The sequence below is a fragment of the Magnetococcales bacterium genome (assembly GCA_015231925.1).
Lineage (GTDB): Bacteria > Pseudomonadota > Magnetococcia > Magnetococcales > JADGAQ01 > JADGAQ01.
Window position 1 is genome coordinate 1 of sequence record JADGAQ010000088.1, and the last position, 16944, is coordinate 16944.

Here is a 16944-nt window from a genome sequence, read left to right on the forward strand (position 1 = left end):
GCTTGCCGTAGACGACTCGGGGGAAGAGAGTACATCTCTTCCCCCGATCTGTTTGCGGTTATCCTCCCGGAATGGGGCTTCCTGACAGTCAGTCATCCCCCGGACCCGGAATAAAGGCCATCATCCCCCGGTGAGATTCATTCCTGGGGCGCGTCGTCCGGCTGCGCGGCCGCCGCTTCGCCACCCACCGGTTCGGTGGTGCTCTCCACCGGCGGGGCGACCTCTTCGGAGTCCGGAGCGGGAGTGGACACCGGCAGGGCCTGCAAGTCGAGAGCGTAATAGAGTTCCTTGGGGTCTTCGCTGGGCAGGCGCTGGAAGTTGCTTTTTTCCAGGATGCCCACCATCGGCTTGTTCTCCTTCAGGGTGAAGGCGATCAGACGTTGCACCCGCCGGGCGCGTCCGATCTCCACCATGCGATTGAGCAGCATGGTGGCCAGCCCCTTGCGACGGTGACGCGGATCGACCACGAAGGCCAGTTCGCCGAGGCGTCCCTGGTCCAGCAGGAAATAACGCCCCACCGCCCGAATGACCTCCTTGGGGCCTTTGCGGGTGACCACACACAGGGCCACCCCTTCGCTGCGATCGATGTTGACCAGGGAGGCGGCCTTCTCACGCGGCAGGTTCTTGGGCTGGTGGCGGTAGCGCAGAAACAGGGTTTGCGGATCGTGGGAGTAGAAGAACTCCTGCAAACCGCGTTCGTCGGCGGGACGCAGGGGGCGAACGTAGAACTTGTGCCCTCCCGCTTTGATCTTGGTCATCTCCACCGGACCCAGCTCTTCCAGATCGGTCTCTTTGGGCTGCAGATCGTTGGGCACCCAGAAATGGCTGCGCACCTGGGCCAGCAGCTCCTCGCGGAATTTGGGATGGGCCACCTGGATCAACTCCAGGGCCCGCTCCCGGATGCTTTTGCCGCGCAAGGTGGCGATGCCGAACTCGGTCACCACATAATGCACATCCCCGCGCGAGGTGACGACACCCGAGCCCTGGGAGAGGTAGGGAACGATGCGGGATACCGTGCCGCCCTTGGCGGTGGAGGGCAGGGCGATGATGGGCCGCCCCTCCTTGCTCATGGCCGCACCCCGGATGAAATCGACCTGGCCCCCGATGCCGCTGAAAAAGCGTGTGCCCATGGAGTCGGCCACCACCTGGCCGGTCAGGTCGACTTCGATGGCGCTGTTGATGGCCACCATGCGATCATTGCGGGCGATGGTCACCGGGGAGTTGACATACTCCGAGGGGTGGAACTCCATGTGGGGGTTTTCGTTGACGAAATCGTAGAGCCGTTTGGTACCCATGCAGAAGGTCACCACCGATTTGCCGGGGTGGATGGTCTTCATCGAGTTGTCGATAATGCCGTGTTGAATCAGATCGATGATGCCATCGGAGAACATCTCGGTGTGGATGCCCAGATGTTTGTGTTCCGTCAGACACTTCAACACCGCGTTGGGGATCTTGCCGATACCCAGCTGCAAGGTGGCGCCATCTTCGATGAGCAGGCTGACATAACGGCCGATGCGATCCGTCACCTCATCCGCCTCGGGAACCGGCAGTTCCGGAATCGGGGCCTCCTGCCAGATGGCGGCGTCGATGCGATCCTTGTGGATGAAGCTCTGGCCGTAGGTGCGGGGCATGTTGGGATTGATCTGGGCGATGACGTGACGGGCCGATTTGCAGGCCGCCGAGACGATATCTACCGCGACCCCGAGGGAACAGTAGCCATGCACATCCGGGGGGGAGACCTGAATCAGGGCCACATCCAGGGGCAGTACCCCCTGATTGAACAGGGAGGGGATCTCCGAAAGGAAACACGGCGTATAATCGGCCACCCCGGCGGCCACCGCGTCACGGGTTTCCTTGCCCAGAAACAGGGCGTTGACCCGGAAGGACTGGCGAAAGCGGGAGTGAGCCCAGGGCGTTGCTCCCAAAGTGAGGATGTGGACGATCTCCACATCCGAAAAATGGGCCGCCTGATCCATGAGGGTGCCCACCAGGGCATGGGGTGTGGCGGCGTTGGAGCCTACAAAGATGCGTTGTCCCGACTTCAGGAAGGCCTTCCAGTCGGTGAGAAGGGGAATGCCGGTTTTTTTGACGGTTTCCATGGGGCTCCTGTGATGCCGGTGGGTCCGGTTCCGAAGGTCTCGTCCAGGTATGAAGGGTTCTGCCCTTGTATAACACGACCGGATGGGCCGGAGGTAGCCTTTTGTCTCCCGACTCTCCCGTCCGGATCGGGGCGTCGCTTGTGGCCAATTCTGGCCGCCATCCTTTCTTGGGTCTCATTTTACAGGAATGGTTTTCCAAGTCATGGCGTTGCGTGTACCCTGATTGCAGAATCCTCCGACCATTGACAATACCATGACCACCCTCTCCTGGAACGACTGTTTACCCTTTTTGGAACAAGGGGCTCTCCTGCTGACGGCCAACCGTCGGCTGTCGCGCCATCTGCGCCTGGCCTACGGGGCGTATCAGCGCACCGGGGGACGCCTGGCCTGGGAGTCCCCGAGGATAGTGCCCTGGAACGCCTGGATGACGACACTGTGGGCGGAGGTCGCGGAAGGAGCCTTTCCGGGGGGGGGAGCGCCTTTGCCGCACCGTCTGAGCCCGGTGCAGGAGGAGTTGCTCTGGCTGGGGTTGCTGTCCGCTTCCAGCGCCGGGGAGGGGTTGTTGCACCGGCGGGGTACGGCGGTTCTGGCCATGGAGGCCTGGTCCCTGTTGCATCAACATCTCCTGCCCCTGCCCGAAACCTGGCCCGAGGCCCTCTTGCTGGGAGAATGCCGCCTTTTCGCCGACTGGTGTCGCCTCTTTTCCGCACGATTGCGGAAAGGGGGTTGGATCACCGCCGCGCAGATTCCGGGATGCCTGCTGGAGCTGGACTGGCCCGTTCCGGGAAACGGCGTGGTGATCCGGGCCGGATTCGAAGTGGAAACCCCGGTGCAACGCCGCTTCCTCTCCCACCTGGAAGGTCGTGGCGTGCGGACTTATCTCCTGGAGCAACCCGCTCTGGCCTCTCAGGCGGTTCACATCACCTGTGCCGACGAAGTGGCGGAACATCGTCTGGCGGCCTTCTGGGCGCGGGAACGGGTCGAAGAGGGGGCGGGCCGGGTGGCTTTGCTGGCGCCCGATCTTCAGGCCAGAGCGGCGGATCTGCGGCGGGCTCTGCTGGAAGCCTGTCTGCCGGGATACCTGGCCGGAGCGGAAGAGGGCTGTGAGACCGCACCCTTCGAATTTTCCCTGGGGCCTCCCTTGTCCCGCCAGCCCCTGGTGCGGTCGGTTTGGTCGATTTTGAAACTGTTGGAGGAACCCCTCTCTTTTCAGGCGGTGAGCCACCTCTTTCTCTCCCCTTCGATTGCGGATCAGGAGAGGGAGTTGTCGGCGCGAGCCCTGTTGGAGATCCGCTGGCGGCAGGAGGCGGGAGACGATCCAACCCTGGCCCGTCTCGACGACTGGTTGGGACGGGTGGGTCCGGATCGGGTGCCCGCTTTGCGGCAATGTCTGCAAAAGCAACGGCGCTGGTTGCAGGAGCGGGAAGCCTTCCTGCAGGGAGAGCAACCGCCGGGTCGTTGGGCCGCGTTTTTCGCCGACTGGTTGCGGCAGTGGGGCTGGCCGGGGGATCGGGCTCTGTCGAGCGAGGCCTTTCAGGCCGTGCAGGCCTTTCACGAGGTGTTGGGGGTTCTCTCCACCCTGGACGCCCAAAGCGGCCCCATCGGATATGCCGATGCCTTGGAGTTGCTGCATCATCTGGCGGAGGAGACGCCCTTCCAGCCGGAGGGACGGGAGGTGCCCATTCAGGTGATGGGGTTGTGGGAGGCGGAAGGTTTGTCCTTCGATGCGGTGTGGGTACTGGGGCTTTCGGAGGAGAACTGGCCTCCCACGGCCAGCCCCAATCCTTTTCTGCCCCTGATGCTGCAACGGGAACATCGCTTGCCCCGATCGACGCCGCAAGGGGAGTGGCAACTGGCGCAACGCCTGACCCGGCGACTGATGCAGGCGGCTCCTCAGGTGGTTTTCAGCCATGCCCGTGGTGTGGAGGAGCAGGCGGTGGGGATTTCGCCCCTGCTGGCCTCGTTGCCCGAGGTGGTGCGGACCCTGCCCACCCCCTTTGCCCTGCAAGGGGTCGATCCCGGCGTGCGCCTGCCGAGGGATGCGGATCGGGCCCCGGCCTTTGCGGACAAGCGTTTGCCGGGAGGCGCCACCCTGCTGGCCCGGCAGGCCCAATGCCCCTTTCAGGCCATGGCGCGGCATCGCCTGGGGGTTCAGCCCCTGCCGCCGCCCAGCGAGGGCATCGAACCCTTCCAGCGCGGCGTTTGGATCCATGAACTGCTGCAAGGTCTGTGGCGGCGACTGCTCAGTCAAAACCAACTGATATCGTATCCGGAGAAGGCCCTGGCCGCCCTGATCGAAGCCGAGGTGGAGCGGGTGGTGCAGCCGTGGCGTTGGCGTCACGATGCTTTCTTCCTGGATCTGGAGGCGGCCAATCTTCGCCTTTTGGCCTCCGCCTGGCTGGAGCATGAACGGGGTCGGGGCGGGGATTTCGTCCTGGAGGCCTGCGAACGGGAGGTCGTTCTCCCGCTGGCCGGGCGGGAACTCTCCCTGCGGCAGGACCGGGTGGACCGGCTGCCCGACGGGCGGTTCATTCTGCTCGATTACAAGACCGGCGAACTGCCGGGAGGGGGCTGGTTCGACGACCGGCCCCGAGAGGCCCAGCTTCCCGCCTATGTGCTGGCCGGGCCCGAACCGCTGGCGGCCATCGCCCATGCCCGGCTGACCTGGAGTCGTATGGGATTTCACGGGCTTTCCGAGGAGGAGGGGCTGCTTCCCGGCTGCCAGCCGCTGGAGCGGTTGTGCGACGGCGGATGGCCGGAGGTGGCGGCCCGTTGGCGGGTGGTGCTGGAATCGCTGGTGGAGGCGTTCGTTTCGGGGGAGGCGCGGGTCGATCCCCTGCCCGGCAGTTGCCTGCACTGTGGCCTGGAGCGGCTGTGCCGGGTGGGTGAGGGCTTGGAGCCGGAGGAGGGGGAGGAGAGCGATGAGTGAACCGGCGGATGGCGAGGTGCGGCGACGGGTACTCGACCCGGAGGGTTCTTTTCTGGTGCGGGCCCCGGCGGGTTCCGGCAAAACCGGTCTGCTGACGCAACGCTTTCTGACCCTGTTGCCACGAGTCAACCACCCGGAGGAGGTGGTGGCCATCACCTTCACCCGCAAGGCCTCTCGCGAGATGCGCAGTCGCATCCTGCAGGCCCTGCGGCAGGCCGCCGCCGGATCCCATCCTTCCCCGACCGATGCCCATGCCTTGCGCCTTCACCAACTGGCCCTGGCGGTTCTGGAAGCCGATTCCCGCCGGAACTGGGGTTTGGCGGACCATCCCGGACGGTTGCGCATACTCACCATCGATGCCCTGGGGGCCATGGTGGCCCGGCAGTCCCCGGTGGCGGGGGGATTGGGCGCCGCTCCCGACATGTCGGCCCAGCCGGAGGCGCTGTACCGGGAGGCGGCGCGCCGCACCCTGTTGCACGCCCGCTGGCATCGGGACTGGAACCCCTTTCTGGCTACCTTTCTCTCCCATCTGGATCTGCGCACCTCCCGGGCCATCGATCTTCTGGTCGGGGCCCTGGGCCGACGGGAACAGTGGATGCGACTGGGCGTCATGGCCGACGAACACCTGCGGGAAGCCCTGCAATCCGCCTGGAGCCAACTGGCCCGGAGCCGTCTCGACCGCTTTTTGGACCATCTTCCGCCCGATTGGCCCTGCCGACTGGGCGCTCTCATCGACTATGCCGCCGCTCTGCAGCCCGCTTTGCGCGATTGGCAGCCGGATGGGCCCACCCTGGAGGCCTCCCTGACCCGTTGGCGGCTGGCGGCGGAGCTGCTGCTGACCCAGGCCGGAACGGTGCGGCGTCAGGTGACGGTCAAGGAGGGTTTCCCCGCCCCTTCCAGCTCCCGCAATGCCGACGAAAAGGCCCTGTTCACCCGTCGCAAGGAGGAGATGAAGGGTTTTCTGGAGGAGTTGGCAGAGCAACCGGAGCGGGTGGCGTCGTTGCTCCAGCTCCGGGAACTGCCCCCCGTCGCCTTCACCGAGGCGCAATGGGAGACCTTGTCGGCCTTGCTGCCCCTGCTCAAAATGGCGGTGGCCCAGTTGCAACGGCTCTTCGCCGAGCAGGGCGAGATCGACTTTCCGGCCCTGGCTCTGGCCGCCGTTCAGGCTTTAGGCGAGCCCGACGCCCCCACGGATCTGGCCCTGCAATGGGACTACCGCATTCGCCACCTGCTGGTGGACGAGTTTCAGGATACCTCCCGCCTGCAATGGGAGTTGCTGGAACGGCTCATCGCCGGATGGACGCCGGGAGAGGGGCGCAGCCTCTTTCTGGTGGGCGATCCGATGCAGTCGATCTACCGCTTCCGTCAGGCGGAAGTGGCCCTCTTTCGACTGGCCGCCGAGCGGGGAGTAGGGGACATGCCACTGGAAGTGGCCGATCTGTCGGTGAACTTCCGTTCCGAACCGGGGCTGGTCAACTGGGTCAATACCCTTTTCGCCTGCGAAACGGAGGAGTCCGTTTCCGGAGTGGCCTATGTGGCCGCCCTCTCCTCCAGGGAGGGTGGGGACGGCGGGGAAGTGTCCGTTTGGCCGGTGGCGGACGAAGCCATGCAGGCCCGATGGGTCGTCTCCCTGGTATCCGGGCTGTTGCGACGGTATCCCCTGGACAGCCTGGGCATCCTGGTGCGGGCCCGAACCCATCTGTCGGCCGTTCTGCCGGCGTTGCAGGCGGCGGGGGTGGCCTTTTCCGCGCCGGATCTGCATCCTCTGGAGAGTCGTCCGGTGGTGCGGGATCTCTATTCTCTGGCGGCGGCCCTGCTCCATCCGGGAGATAGCCTGCACTGGAACGCCCTGTTGCGCGCCGCCCCCTGTGGTGTGAGCCTGGCCGATCTGGTGGTGTTGAACGAAGCCCGGCGGGAGAGTACCGTTTTTGAATTGTTGCGCCGTTTCGAGTCCCTGACGGCGCTCTCTTCGGAAGGGAAGGAACGACTGAGCCGCATTGTCCCCGTCCTGTCCGTGGCCGTGGCCGAATCGCGGGGTCACCTCTCCCGCCTGGCGGTGGAACGCTGCTGGCTTGCCCTCGGCGGCGGTGCCACCCTCACCGGCCCGGAGGAGTGGAGCGAAGCCAGCCGTTTCCTGGAACTGTTGAGCGCTCTGGAAGAAGAGGGCATTGCGGTGGACGGCACGGTGATGGCCGAACGGGTGGGATTCCTTTTCGCCCGGTCCGAGGCTGCCGGGGAGGTTGAGGCCCCCCGTTTGCAGATCATGACCATTCACAAGGCCAAGGGGTTGGAGTTCGACCGGGTGATCCTGCCCGGACTGCATCGCACGCCGCGCCGGGAGGAGAGTTCCCTTCTGGCCTGGAGTCACGATCCCGAGCTGGAGCCGGGTCCCTCCCTGTTGATGGCGCCCATCTCCGGTCGTCGTCAAAAGGAACCGGATCCCCACTTCGACTATTTGAACCGGTTGGAGCGGAAACAGGCCCGCGAGGAGGCTGCCCGATTGCTCTATGTGGCCCTGACCCGGGCTCGAAAGGCCCTGCACCTGTTGGCCGTAACCCCCGAGGTCAAGGCGGACGGAACCTTTTCCCCCGGCCCCGGCACGTTTCTGAAGGCCTTGTGGCCCCAGGTGGAAGAGCCTTTTGTCCGGGCGGCGCAATCGGGTACCTTTCCCCAGCCTCCGGAGCAGGAGGAGAGGATTCCCTCGGGTGTGGACGGGGAGCGGGGACGACTGCCCGCCCTCTGGACCCGGCCACCGATGCCGTCGGCCTTGCGGGTTTCGGGGCGACCCGCAGCGGGAATGGTTCCCGTGGATATTCCCTTCGAGTGGGCGGGCCAGACCATTCGCTGCCTGGGTCAGGTGGTGCATCGCCTGATGCTGCTGGTGGCACGGGAGCCGCTCTCCCGCTGGACGCCGAGCCGAGTTGAGTCCATGGGGCCGGCCATTCGGCGGCAGTTGCTGGGACTGGGCGTGCCCCTGGATGAGGTGGATGCGGCCCTCTCCCGCGCCATGGAGGCGATGCGCGTGACCTTGCGGGACGAACGCGGGCGCTGGATCCTGGATTCCCGCCATCGCGAGGCGCGTTCCGAGTGGGAGTTGGCCGGCATGGATCGGGGCGAGATGGTTCAGGTGGCCATCGACCGCTCTTTTGTGGATTCGGACGGACAACGCTGGATCGTCGATTTCAAAACAGGCTACCATAAGGGCGAGCGGGAGAGTTTTCTGGATCAGGAACTGGAGCGCTATCGGGGACAATTGGCCCGATACGCCCGTCTGCTGACCGCCATGACCGGCGAACCGGTGATGACCGGTCTCTACTTCCCGCTGCTGGCGGGATGGCGAGCCTGGGATCCCGGAATGGTTGGACGTTGATAATCGCGTGAGGGGGAAAACCGTGGTCGAGGATTTCAAGACAACCGAGGCGTGGCGTATCTTTCGCATTCAGGCGGAACTGATCGACGGCATCGAGACCATGCGCAATCTGGGGCCCGGTCCTGCGGTGACCGTCTTCGGCAGCGCCCGCACCCAACCCGATTCGCCCTATTACATGGCGGCGGTCCTGGTGGCCGAGAAGCTCTCCAAACACGGCATCTCGGTGATTACCGGAGGGGGGCCCGGCATCATGGAGGCGGCCAACCGGGGTTGCTTCCGCCACGGGGGCCACTCCATCGGGCTCAATGTGGATCTCCCTTTCGAGCAGCGCAGCAATGACTATCAGAATGTCTCGCTGACCTTTCGCTATTTTTTCGTGCGCAAGCTGATGTTCGTCAAATACGCCGATGCCATCATCATCTTTCCGGGCGGATTCGGCACCCTGGACGAGCTTTTCGAGGCCTTGACCCTGGTGCAAACCCGCAAGATGCCCAAGGTGCCCATCATCCTCTTCGGTTCGACCTATTGGGCGGGTTTGAAACAGTGGCTCGCCCATACCGTTCTGGGGGAGGCCAGCATCAGCCGGAGCGATCTGGACCTGATGGAGATCGAAGACGATCCGGACCGGGTGGTGGCCCGGGTCTTGCGCTTCATGGAAGACCACAAGCAGCTCTGTTTCATCGATGCCCAAATGGAGTGAGTCAGAAGGGCGCCTTGTTGGCAATCCACATGCGGACCTGATTTTCCAGGGGTTCCTTTTTGTTACGCCCCGGATCCTGGCTGATCCAGTCCACCAGCCAGCCTTGCAATTTGCCCAGCCAGGGGCCCGGCGGCAGGCGCACCATGTTCAGCAGATCCCCTCCGGAGAGGGCCAGATCGTGGGGGCTGAAGCGGCTGCTGGCGCGGCGTGAGGCCTGGCAGCGCACCAGAGCGCGGCGATAATCCTCCGCGATGCGGGCGGGTTTGTGAAAGCCGGGTCGCACCAGTGCCAGGGCGGTCAGTCGAGCCTTCTGAAAGCGCAGCAACGACTCCAGGGGCAGCCCCTGGTTGATCAGCCGGCGCATGAAGCGTTCCCCGATGGTCAGGGGCACGTTCTGCTGGGCGATCAGGGTCATGATGCGCCGGGCGCGGCGTTTGGAAAAGCGCAGTCTCTCCAGAACCAGGGAGGCCGTGGTTTCGCTGGTGAACAACTGCTCCTGGGTGGGGTAGGGTCCGGGGACGCTCTCCTCCGGCAGGGCGACCTCCTTCCAGCCCAGGGCGTGCAACAGCAGGGCCCAGCGGAAGTCGAGCAGTGAGATCTCCTCTTCCCGTTCCGGCCAGTCGAGGCTCCACAAGGCGTTGAAGACGAAGTCCCAGATCGAATAGGGCTGTTTTTCGTCCGATACCACGCGATGGCGCAGCAGATAGAGTTCCGGAAGGATGCCGCTGCCCAGGCGGGAAGAGAAGAGCAGGTTGATCCAACTGCGGGAGGAGGCCTCTTCCAGATCCAGGGAGAAGACCTGATCCAGTTCGGCGCGTACCCGATCTCCCGAGACCGAGCCGAGTTGCATCTCCTGGCACAGGAGCAGATCCTGGGGTGCGGGGTTGGCGCCCAGTTGCAGCAGAAAGCGGAAAAAGCGCAGAGCCCGCAGGGGGTCTTCCACCAGGGTCTGCTCCCCGTTGACCAGGCGGATGCGGTTTTGATAGAGATCCTGCAGACCGCCGAAGGGATCGACCAGGGGACCGTCCGGCCATTTGTAGGCCATGGCGTTGACGGTGATGTCCCGGTGGAAGAGATCCTCCTCGACGGTGGGGGAGACCCCCGGACGGTGACGATAGGTGGCGATTTCGACGGTTTTGGGGTTTTCGTGACGGCGCAGGGGCAGAAGCAGACTGTTGGGCCGGTTGCCCATGACCACGTCGGTGAAGCCCCCCTGATGCAGGCGACGCTGGCATTCGGCCAGGGAGAGGGGCACGATCAGATTCAGGTCGTTGGAGAGGAAGTTGTTTTGCAGCACGTCCCGCAGCACCCCGCCCACCAGATAGGCCGGGCCGATCAGGTCGCAGAGCAGGTCCAGCAGGTTCTGCAGAACCGGGGAGAAGACGTTTTTCAGGGACGATGGCAACATGATGGGCACTACCCCGGGATTCCGATCAAGAGGGAGCCACTTCCGGGATTTCATAATGGGAAGGCTTGATGAGTTCGTCAATGATAGAGAAAAAAAAGTATGGCCTGGCGGTGGTGGACATGGGCTGCCGGGTCAACCAGGTGGAGGGGGAAAAGCTGCGTCTGCAGGGGCGGGAGCAGGGCTGGCGACTGGTCTCCACGCCCGGTGAGGCCGACGTGGTGGTGGTCAACACCTGCGCCGTGACCGCCGAGAGCGAACGGCAGGCGCGTCAGGCCATTCGCCGTCTGATTCGGGAGCATCCCGAGGTTCGGGTGGTGGTGACGGGATGTTACGCCCAACGCGACGCGGCGGCTCTGGAGGCCATGCCGGGGGTTGCCGCCGTGGTGCCCATGGCGGGCAAGGATCGGTTGCTGGAGGACCTCGCCGGGGCCAAACCCGATCCCCTGCCCGACGGCCTGCCGGCCCCTCCGGTTTCCACCCGCACCCGCCACTTTTTGAAGGTCCAGGATGGCTGTGACCATCGCTGCACCTACTGCGTCATTCCGGCGTTGCGCGGGGCGGCCCGCTCCGTGTCACCGGAGGAGGTTGTGGCCATGGCCCGTGAGGCTCGCGCCCAGGGCAATCGGGAGTTGGTGCTGACCGGCATCGATCTGGGCAGCTACGGACGGGATATTGGCACGGGACTGGCCTTTCTGGTGAGCGAGCTGCTGCGTTCCAGCCCGGAACTCGAACGTCTGCGCCTCTCCTCCATCGATCCCCTCGATATCGACGCGGAGCTGGCGGCGCTTCTGGCCGGGGAGGAGCGGCTGATGCCCCACCTGCATCTCTCCATCCAGTCGGGCAGCGACCGGGTGCGCAAACGCATGGCCCGTCGCGGGGGAGGCCGGGAGGTCATCGAAAAACTCCGGGAGTTGACGGAGCGTCGCCCGGATCTGGTCTTGGGCGGGGACTTCATCGTGGGATTCCCCACGGAGAGCGAGGCGGACTTCGACGCCACCCTGGAGCTGGTGCGGGAGAGCGGTCTGTGCCTGCTGCATGTTTTTCGCTACTCCCCCCGTCCGGGCACCCCTGCGGCGCGCATTCCGCCACGCTTTCAGGTGTCCGGCGATATCCAGGTGGAGCGTTCCGCCCGTTTGCGGGCCGTGGGCCGGGCAGCCCTGCTGCAGCGCCTTCGGCAGCGGCTTGGGAGTACCGATACCCTTCTGGTCGAGGAGCGGATCCAGGGCCGTCTGCTCGGCAAGACGCCGGGTTTCCTTCCGGTCAGTGTCGCCGATCCGGACCTGCGGGATCGGCGCGGCCAGATCGTCGGCGTGAGGCTGTCGAGCGTCGATAGCGCGGAGGAAGGCTGGCTGGGTGAGGTGACGGAGTTATCCACAGAGTTATCCACAGCCTGTGGATAACTCTGTGGCATCTTTCGGGGGATTGAGGATTATTCCAAATAAAAACAGCCTGTTGTGCCGGAGAGGGTTTTCAACAGCCTTTCCCGGAAGGGTAAGTTATCCACAGAATCCTTGCCCAGGGGGATACTTCAACGCCGAAACGGCAGTTCCGGAATCTCGTAATCTTCTATGACGCGGAAGAACTCCTGCAAAAACCAGTTGGTCACCGCTTCGGTCTCTTTGGCGTAGTTCTCGCGGATCTTGTTCAGGCGGCCTTCGTGCAGCCGTTGGGTGGAGCGGGAGAAGGCGCCTTCCTGAGCCATGTCGCGGGAGTCCTGGCGCACCAGTTCGATGGTTTCGAAAACCGGGCTGTCGGCGCCGGGGGCGGAGGCGATTTCGCCGTAGGCTTCCAGTAGGGTGTGATAGGCCTCCTCCGGCAACGGCTCCGGGGGGGGCTTCGGCAGGCCCGCCTTGATGACGGTGATCGGGACTTCCGGCTTCTTGCGGCGCACCCCTTTCAGGGTATAGTCCTCGAAGGAGACCCACCATTCCGGCAGGGAGGCGAGATCCGGATGGGCAACGGAACGCTGTTTGGCGCCACGGACGCCCTCCACCAATGCTTGACGCAGGGGAACCCAACCGGCGGGGGTAGGCATATGGGACATTGGCGTCTCTCCTCTGGAAAGCGGTCTTCGGGAGCCCCGTGGGGCCTTGCAAGACGTATCGGCCGGAGAGACCCCGAAGTTTAATCTTTCCACTTCATGCTGCAGCCCATGGCCGGATTTTGGGGTTCCGCCACCGTTTTGCCCTCCAGCAAGGCTAGAATCGCCTCCCGCATCTCCTGACGGGTCACGGCATCTTCGTTGCGGGGGGAGTCGTCCAGCCGTCCCCGGTAACGCAGGGTGCGCTGGCTGTCGTAAACGAAAAAGTCCGGGGTGCAGACCGCGCCATAGCTTCGGGCCACCTCCTGGGTGGCATCCAGCAGATAGAGAAAGGGATAACCTTTCTGCTTGGCGCGTTTTTTCATATTGTCGAAACTGTCTTCCGGATAGGCCACCGTGTCGTTGCTGTTGATGCCGACAAAGCGTGCGCCCCGTGGTTGCAGCTCACGGGCCAGACGGATCAGCCGCTCCTCGATGGCCTGTACGTAAGGGCAGTGGTTGCAGATGAACATCACCACCAGCACCGCCTCCTGGGAAAAGTCGCTCAGACTCCAGGTGCGTCCGTCGACGCCGGGCAGGGAGAAGGGGGCGGCGGGGCTGCCGAGATCACCGGGGGGGGTGTGCAAAAGAGCCATGGCCGAACTCCTGGTTTCAAGAAGAAGGTGGATGGGAGGTGAACGCCATGATCTCGCCGATGGTTTCGACCCGCTCCAGCGCCATGAAGAGGCGATCCAGCCCGACGGCCACTCCGGCGCACTCCGGCATTCCGGCCTGTAGGGCCTGCAGGAAATCGCCATCGACGGGCAGGGGCGGCAGGGCGTTGTTGCCTCGCCAGAGGTTGGCCTCTTGGAGCCGTTGCGCCTGTTGAGAAGCGTCGGTCAACTCCTGATAGCCGTTGGCCAGCTCCAGTCCCCGCCAGTAAAGCTCGAAGCGTTGCGCCAGCGGGGGCTCGCCGGGGAGGATCCGGGACATGCCGGCGCGGCTTGCCGGGAACGCCGTCAGCAGTACCGGCGCGTCCAGGGCGTGCAAGGCGGGTTCGACCCGGGCGTTCAACAGCAGGTCCCACAGGGCTTCCCGGTCCAAATCCGAGGGAACGCCTTCCGGGAGCCGGGCGCGCATCTCCTCCGGGGAGGCCTCGAAGGGATCGAGGTCGGCGAACTCCTGGAAAGCCTCCCGAAAACTCCAGAAGAGAAACCGCTCCTGGGGCGAGAAGAGGCGAATCAGATCGCATACCTCCTCCATCAGGGCTTCCAGATCCCAGCCGGGGCGGTACCACTCCAGCATGGTGAATTCGGGGTTATGATGCTGACCCCATTCCCCGCGCCGGAAACAGCGGCTGATCTGAAAAACCGCACCGGAACCCGCCGCCAGCAGACGCTTCATGTGGACTTCCGGCGAGGGCAGCAGGTACCATGGACGTGCGTCTCCCGGAAAAGGGGAGGCGCAGCTTACCGGATCGATGTGGATTTCGGGGGCCAGAGCGGCCACCAGGAGGGGGGTTTCCACCTCCAGGAGGCCGCGTTCCTCGAAAAAGCTCCGTACCTGACGCATCCATTCCGCCCGACGGCGCAAGGCCTCGATGGATGGGCCGGGACGCCAGTCAGGATTTGGCACGTTCCACATACTCGCCGGTGCGGGTGTCCACCTTGATGCGATCCCCTTCGTTGACGAAGAGGGGCACCTTGACCACGACGCCCGATTCCAATGTGGCGGGTTTGGTGGCACCGGAGACGGTATCGCCCTTGATGCCCGGTTCGCACTGGCTGACCAGCAGAACCATGAACTGCGGCGGCATGACCGAAATGGCCTGTCCCTTCCACTGGGTGACCAGATAGGTCTCCTGCTCCTTGAGGTAATTGCGCACCTCGTCGATCTGGGACTCCGAAAGGGCGACCTGTTCGCAGGTTGCCGGCTCCATGAAGTGCCAGAACTTGCCGTCGTTGTACAGATATTGCATCTCCTTGTCGACCACGTCGGCCTTGTTGACCGTTTCGCCCGATTTGAAGGTCCGGTCGATCACCCGGCCATCGACGAGGTTCTTGATGCGGATTTTGGTGAAGGCCTGGCCCTTGCCGGGCTTGACGAACTGGGCGGAGACGATGATCCAGGGCGCGTCGTCGATATCGACCCGGGTGCCCTGGCGCAATTGGTTATGGTTGAGCATGGTTTCCTCGCGAGAACGGATGAAGGATAGGCTGTCACACCCATGAAATCTCTTCAATATATCACTCTTTCCCGCCCGGATCATCCCTTCCTGAACGAAGCCGAGGAACAGGCCCATCACCGTTTTCCCTTCCGGGTGCCCCTCTCGTTGTGGAAGCGGGTGGATTGGGCCGAAGAGGAGGATCCCCTGGTGCGTCAATGGCGTCCCGGTGGCGAGGAGTTGCGCGATGTGGAGGGTTTCGACCTCGATCCCCTGGGAGAGGAGGGGAGCAAAACCGTTCCCGGCCTGTTGGCCAAATATCCGGGTCGGGTGCTGATGCTGCTTTCCGCGCAGTGCGCCGTGCATTGCCGCTTCTGCTTCCGTCGCCACGGTCTGGGGCCGATCCCCACCACCCGTGAGGGTTGGCGCGGCACCTTGAACTGGATCCGGGAGCGCAGCTTCCTGAAAGAGATCATCTGGTCCGGGGGCGATCCCCTGATGCTGGCCGACGAGGAGTTGGCCTGGATGGCGGGGGAGTTGGGGGCCATGCCCCATTTGCAACGCCTGCGCATTCACACCCGCATGCCTTTGGTTTCGCCGGAGCGGGTGGGGGCCTCGCTGCTGGATTGGCTGAAGGGCATACGCCTGCAACCCTGGCTGGTGGTGCATTGCAACCACGCCGGGGAGTTGATGGGAGGTGGGGAACAGGCCCTGCGCCGTCTGGTGCGGGAGGGCATTCCCGTTCTCTCCCAATCGGTTTTGCTGCGGGGGGTCAACGACTCCCTGGAGGTGTTGGAAGAGCTGTTCAACCGGCTGGTCGATTGCGGTGTGCGGCCCTATTATCTGCATCTGCTGGACCGGGTGGCGGGAACCGCCCACTTCGAGGTGGGGCAGGAGGAGGGGCAATCGCTGCTGGCGGGCTTGCGCGCCCGGTTGCCCGGTTATGCGGTGCCGTTGCTGGCCCGTGAGGAACAGGGCCTCTCCGCCAAACGGATCATCTTTTGATGGGGAGCGCGGACGTGGTGGCACAATCGGGTTGGCGGCAGGATGTGGCGCTCTATTTCCATCCGCGGCTGTTGGGGGTCTTCCTGCTGGGTTTCTCCTCCGGCCTGCCCCTGGCGCTGACGGCGGGCACCCTGGCCCTGTGGCTGACGGAAGCCCGGGTGGACAAGACCACCATCGGTCTCTTCGCCCTGGCGGGGACTCCCTACACCTTCAAATTCCTCTGGTCGCCTCTCATCGACCAGTTGCCCCTGCCGGGTTTGACCCGGTTGCTGGGGCGTCGCCGCAGTTGGCTTTTGCTCCTGCAATTCGGCCTGATGCTGGCCATTCTCGCCCTGGGCGGGGCCGATCCCGCCGTCGATCCCAGTCGCACCGCCCTGCTGGCGCTGCTGGTGGCCTTTTTTTCCGCCAGTCAGGATATCGTCATCGACGCCTTTCGCGTGGAGTTGCTGCAACCGCGTCAATACGGCGCGGGAGCCGCCATGGTGGTGTTGGGCTATCGCGTCGGCATGCTGGCCTCGGGGGCCGGGGCGCTCTATCTGGCCACCTGGTACGGATGGGCCACCACCTACCTGGTCATGGCGGGCCTGATGTCCGTGGGCATGCTCACCGCCTGGTGGCTGCCGGAACCGGAGGTCAAGGAGGTTGCGGCGAGCCCCAGGGAGGGCGCTTCCCGGCGTGAAAGGCTGCTGGCCTGGGGGCAACGCGCCGTCGTGGAGCCGTTCCGGGACTTCATGAATCGTCGGGGCTGGTTGTGGATCCTGCTGTTCATTCTGCTGTTCAAGTTCGGCGATGCCCTGGCCGGGGTGATGACCGGGCCGTTTCTGGTGGAGATCGGTTTCACCAAGATCACCATCGCCAATGTGACCAAGGTCTTCGGTCTGGCGGCGACGCTGCTGGGCAGCGTGGCGGGCGGGGTGTTGGTCAACCGCCTGGGCATTCTGTCGGCCTTGTTGTGGTGTGGCCTGTTGCAGATGCTCTCCAACCTGGTCTTCGTCGGGCTGGCCTGGTGGGGCGCGGGACAGACCGAATGGCTGGTGGCGGCGATTGCCGCGGAAAATCTGGCCGGCGGCATGGGCACCGCCGCCTTCGTGGCCTATCTTTCGGCGTTGTGCAATCAGGCCTTTACCGCCACCCAGTATGCCCTGCTCTCCTCCTTCATGTCCTTCGGACGCACCCTGCTGGCCTCTTCGGGAGGCTGGATGGCCAGCCAGATGAGCTGGGCCGGCTTTTTCCTCGGCACCACCGTGGC

The 16944-nt window shown here is 64.4% G+C and carries 12 protein-coding genes; 6 read left to right on the forward strand and 6 right to left on the reverse strand.

Annotation, left to right across the window (positions count from 1 at the left end; translation table 11 throughout):
- Positions 1-137: 137 nt before the first annotated feature.
- On the reverse strand, positions 138-2099 hold the full coding sequence (locus HQL56_10915) for a GNAT family N-acetyltransferase (protein MBF0310027.1): 1962 nt from the start codon (positions 2097-2099) through the stop codon (positions 138-140).
- A 253-nt stretch (positions 2100-2352) separates the two neighbouring features.
- Between HQL56_10915 and HQL56_10920 the strand changes: the two genes are divergently transcribed.
- From HQL56_10920 to HQL56_10930, 3 genes are read left to right on the forward strand one after another with little or no spacing between them, the layout of a single operon-like run.
- Positions 2353-5028 (forward strand): PD-(D/E)XK nuclease family protein, encoded by a 2676-nt coding sequence (locus tag HQL56_10920; protein MBF0310028.1) that lies wholly within the window; start codon positions 2353-2355, stop codon positions 5026-5028.
- Positions 5021-8398: a UvrD-helicase domain-containing protein gene (locus HQL56_10925; GenBank protein ID MBF0310029.1), complete on the forward strand. Its 3378-nt coding sequence runs from the start codon at positions 5021-5023 to the stop codon at positions 8396-8398. The genes HQL56_10920 and HQL56_10925 overlap by 8 nt, the downstream gene beginning before the upstream one ends.
- A gap of 22 nt (positions 8399-8420) precedes the next feature.
- Positions 8421-9098 carry a TIGR00730 family Rossman fold protein gene (locus HQL56_10930; protein MBF0310030.1) on the forward strand — a complete coding sequence of 226 codons (678 nt, stop codon included), beginning with the start codon at positions 8421-8423 and terminating at the stop codon, positions 9096-9098.
- 1 nt (position 9099) lies between these two features.
- Here the strand turns inward: HQL56_10930 and HQL56_10935 are convergent, their stop codons facing one another.
- Positions 9100-10506 (reverse strand): CCA tRNA nucleotidyltransferase, encoded by a 1407-nt coding sequence (locus HQL56_10935; GenBank protein MBF0310031.1) that lies wholly within the window; start codon positions 10504-10506, stop codon positions 9100-9102.
- An 80-nt stretch (positions 10507-10586) separates the two neighbouring features.
- Here HQL56_10935 and mtaB point away from each other — a divergent pair, with 80 nt between their 5' ends.
- Positions 10587-11906, forward strand: a complete 1320-nt coding sequence (gene mtaB / locus HQL56_10940) for a tRNA (N(6)-L-threonylcarbamoyladenosine(37)-C(2))-methylthiotransferase MtaB (protein ID MBF0310032.1) — start codon at positions 10587-10589, stop codon at positions 11904-11906.
- Positions 11907-12034: 128 nt separating this feature from the next.
- Here the strand turns inward: mtaB and HQL56_10945 are convergent, their stop codons facing one another.
- The 4 genes from HQL56_10945 to efp all read right to left on the reverse strand — a co-directional run bounded on the left by HQL56_10945 (position 12035) and on the right by efp (position 14711).
- Positions 12035-12550 carry a hypothetical protein gene (locus HQL56_10945; protein ID MBF0310033.1) on the reverse strand — a complete coding sequence of 172 codons (516 nt, stop codon included), beginning with the start codon at positions 12548-12550 and terminating at the stop codon, positions 12035-12037.
- Positions 12551-12630: 80 nt separating this feature from the next.
- Positions 12631-13182, reverse strand: coding sequence for a thioredoxin family protein (locus HQL56_10950; GenBank protein ID MBF0310034.1), 552 nt, complete (start codon positions 13180-13182; stop codon positions 12631-12633).
- 16 nt (positions 13183-13198) lie between these two features.
- Positions 13199-14170 (reverse strand): EF-P lysine aminoacylase GenX, encoded by a 972-nt coding sequence (gene genX, locus HQL56_10955; protein MBF0310035.1) that lies wholly within the window; start codon positions 14168-14170, stop codon positions 13199-13201.
- Positions 14148-14711, reverse strand: coding sequence for an elongation factor P (efp, locus tag HQL56_10960; protein ID MBF0310036.1), 564 nt, complete (start codon positions 14709-14711; stop codon positions 14148-14150). The genes genX and efp overlap by 23 nt, the downstream gene beginning before the upstream one ends.
- A gap of 42 nt (positions 14712-14753) precedes the next feature.
- On the opposite strand from efp, the gene HQL56_10965 reads away from it, so the two are divergent.
- Positions 14754-15695, forward strand: a complete 942-nt coding sequence (locus HQL56_10965) for a KamA family radical SAM protein (protein MBF0310037.1) — start codon at positions 14754-14756, stop codon at positions 15693-15695.
- Positions 15695-16944 (forward strand): AmpG family muropeptide MFS transporter (locus HQL56_10970; GenBank protein ID MBF0310038.1); only part of this gene is annotated, 1250 nt, incomplete at its 3' end. The genes HQL56_10965 and HQL56_10970, both read left to right, overlap by 1 nt.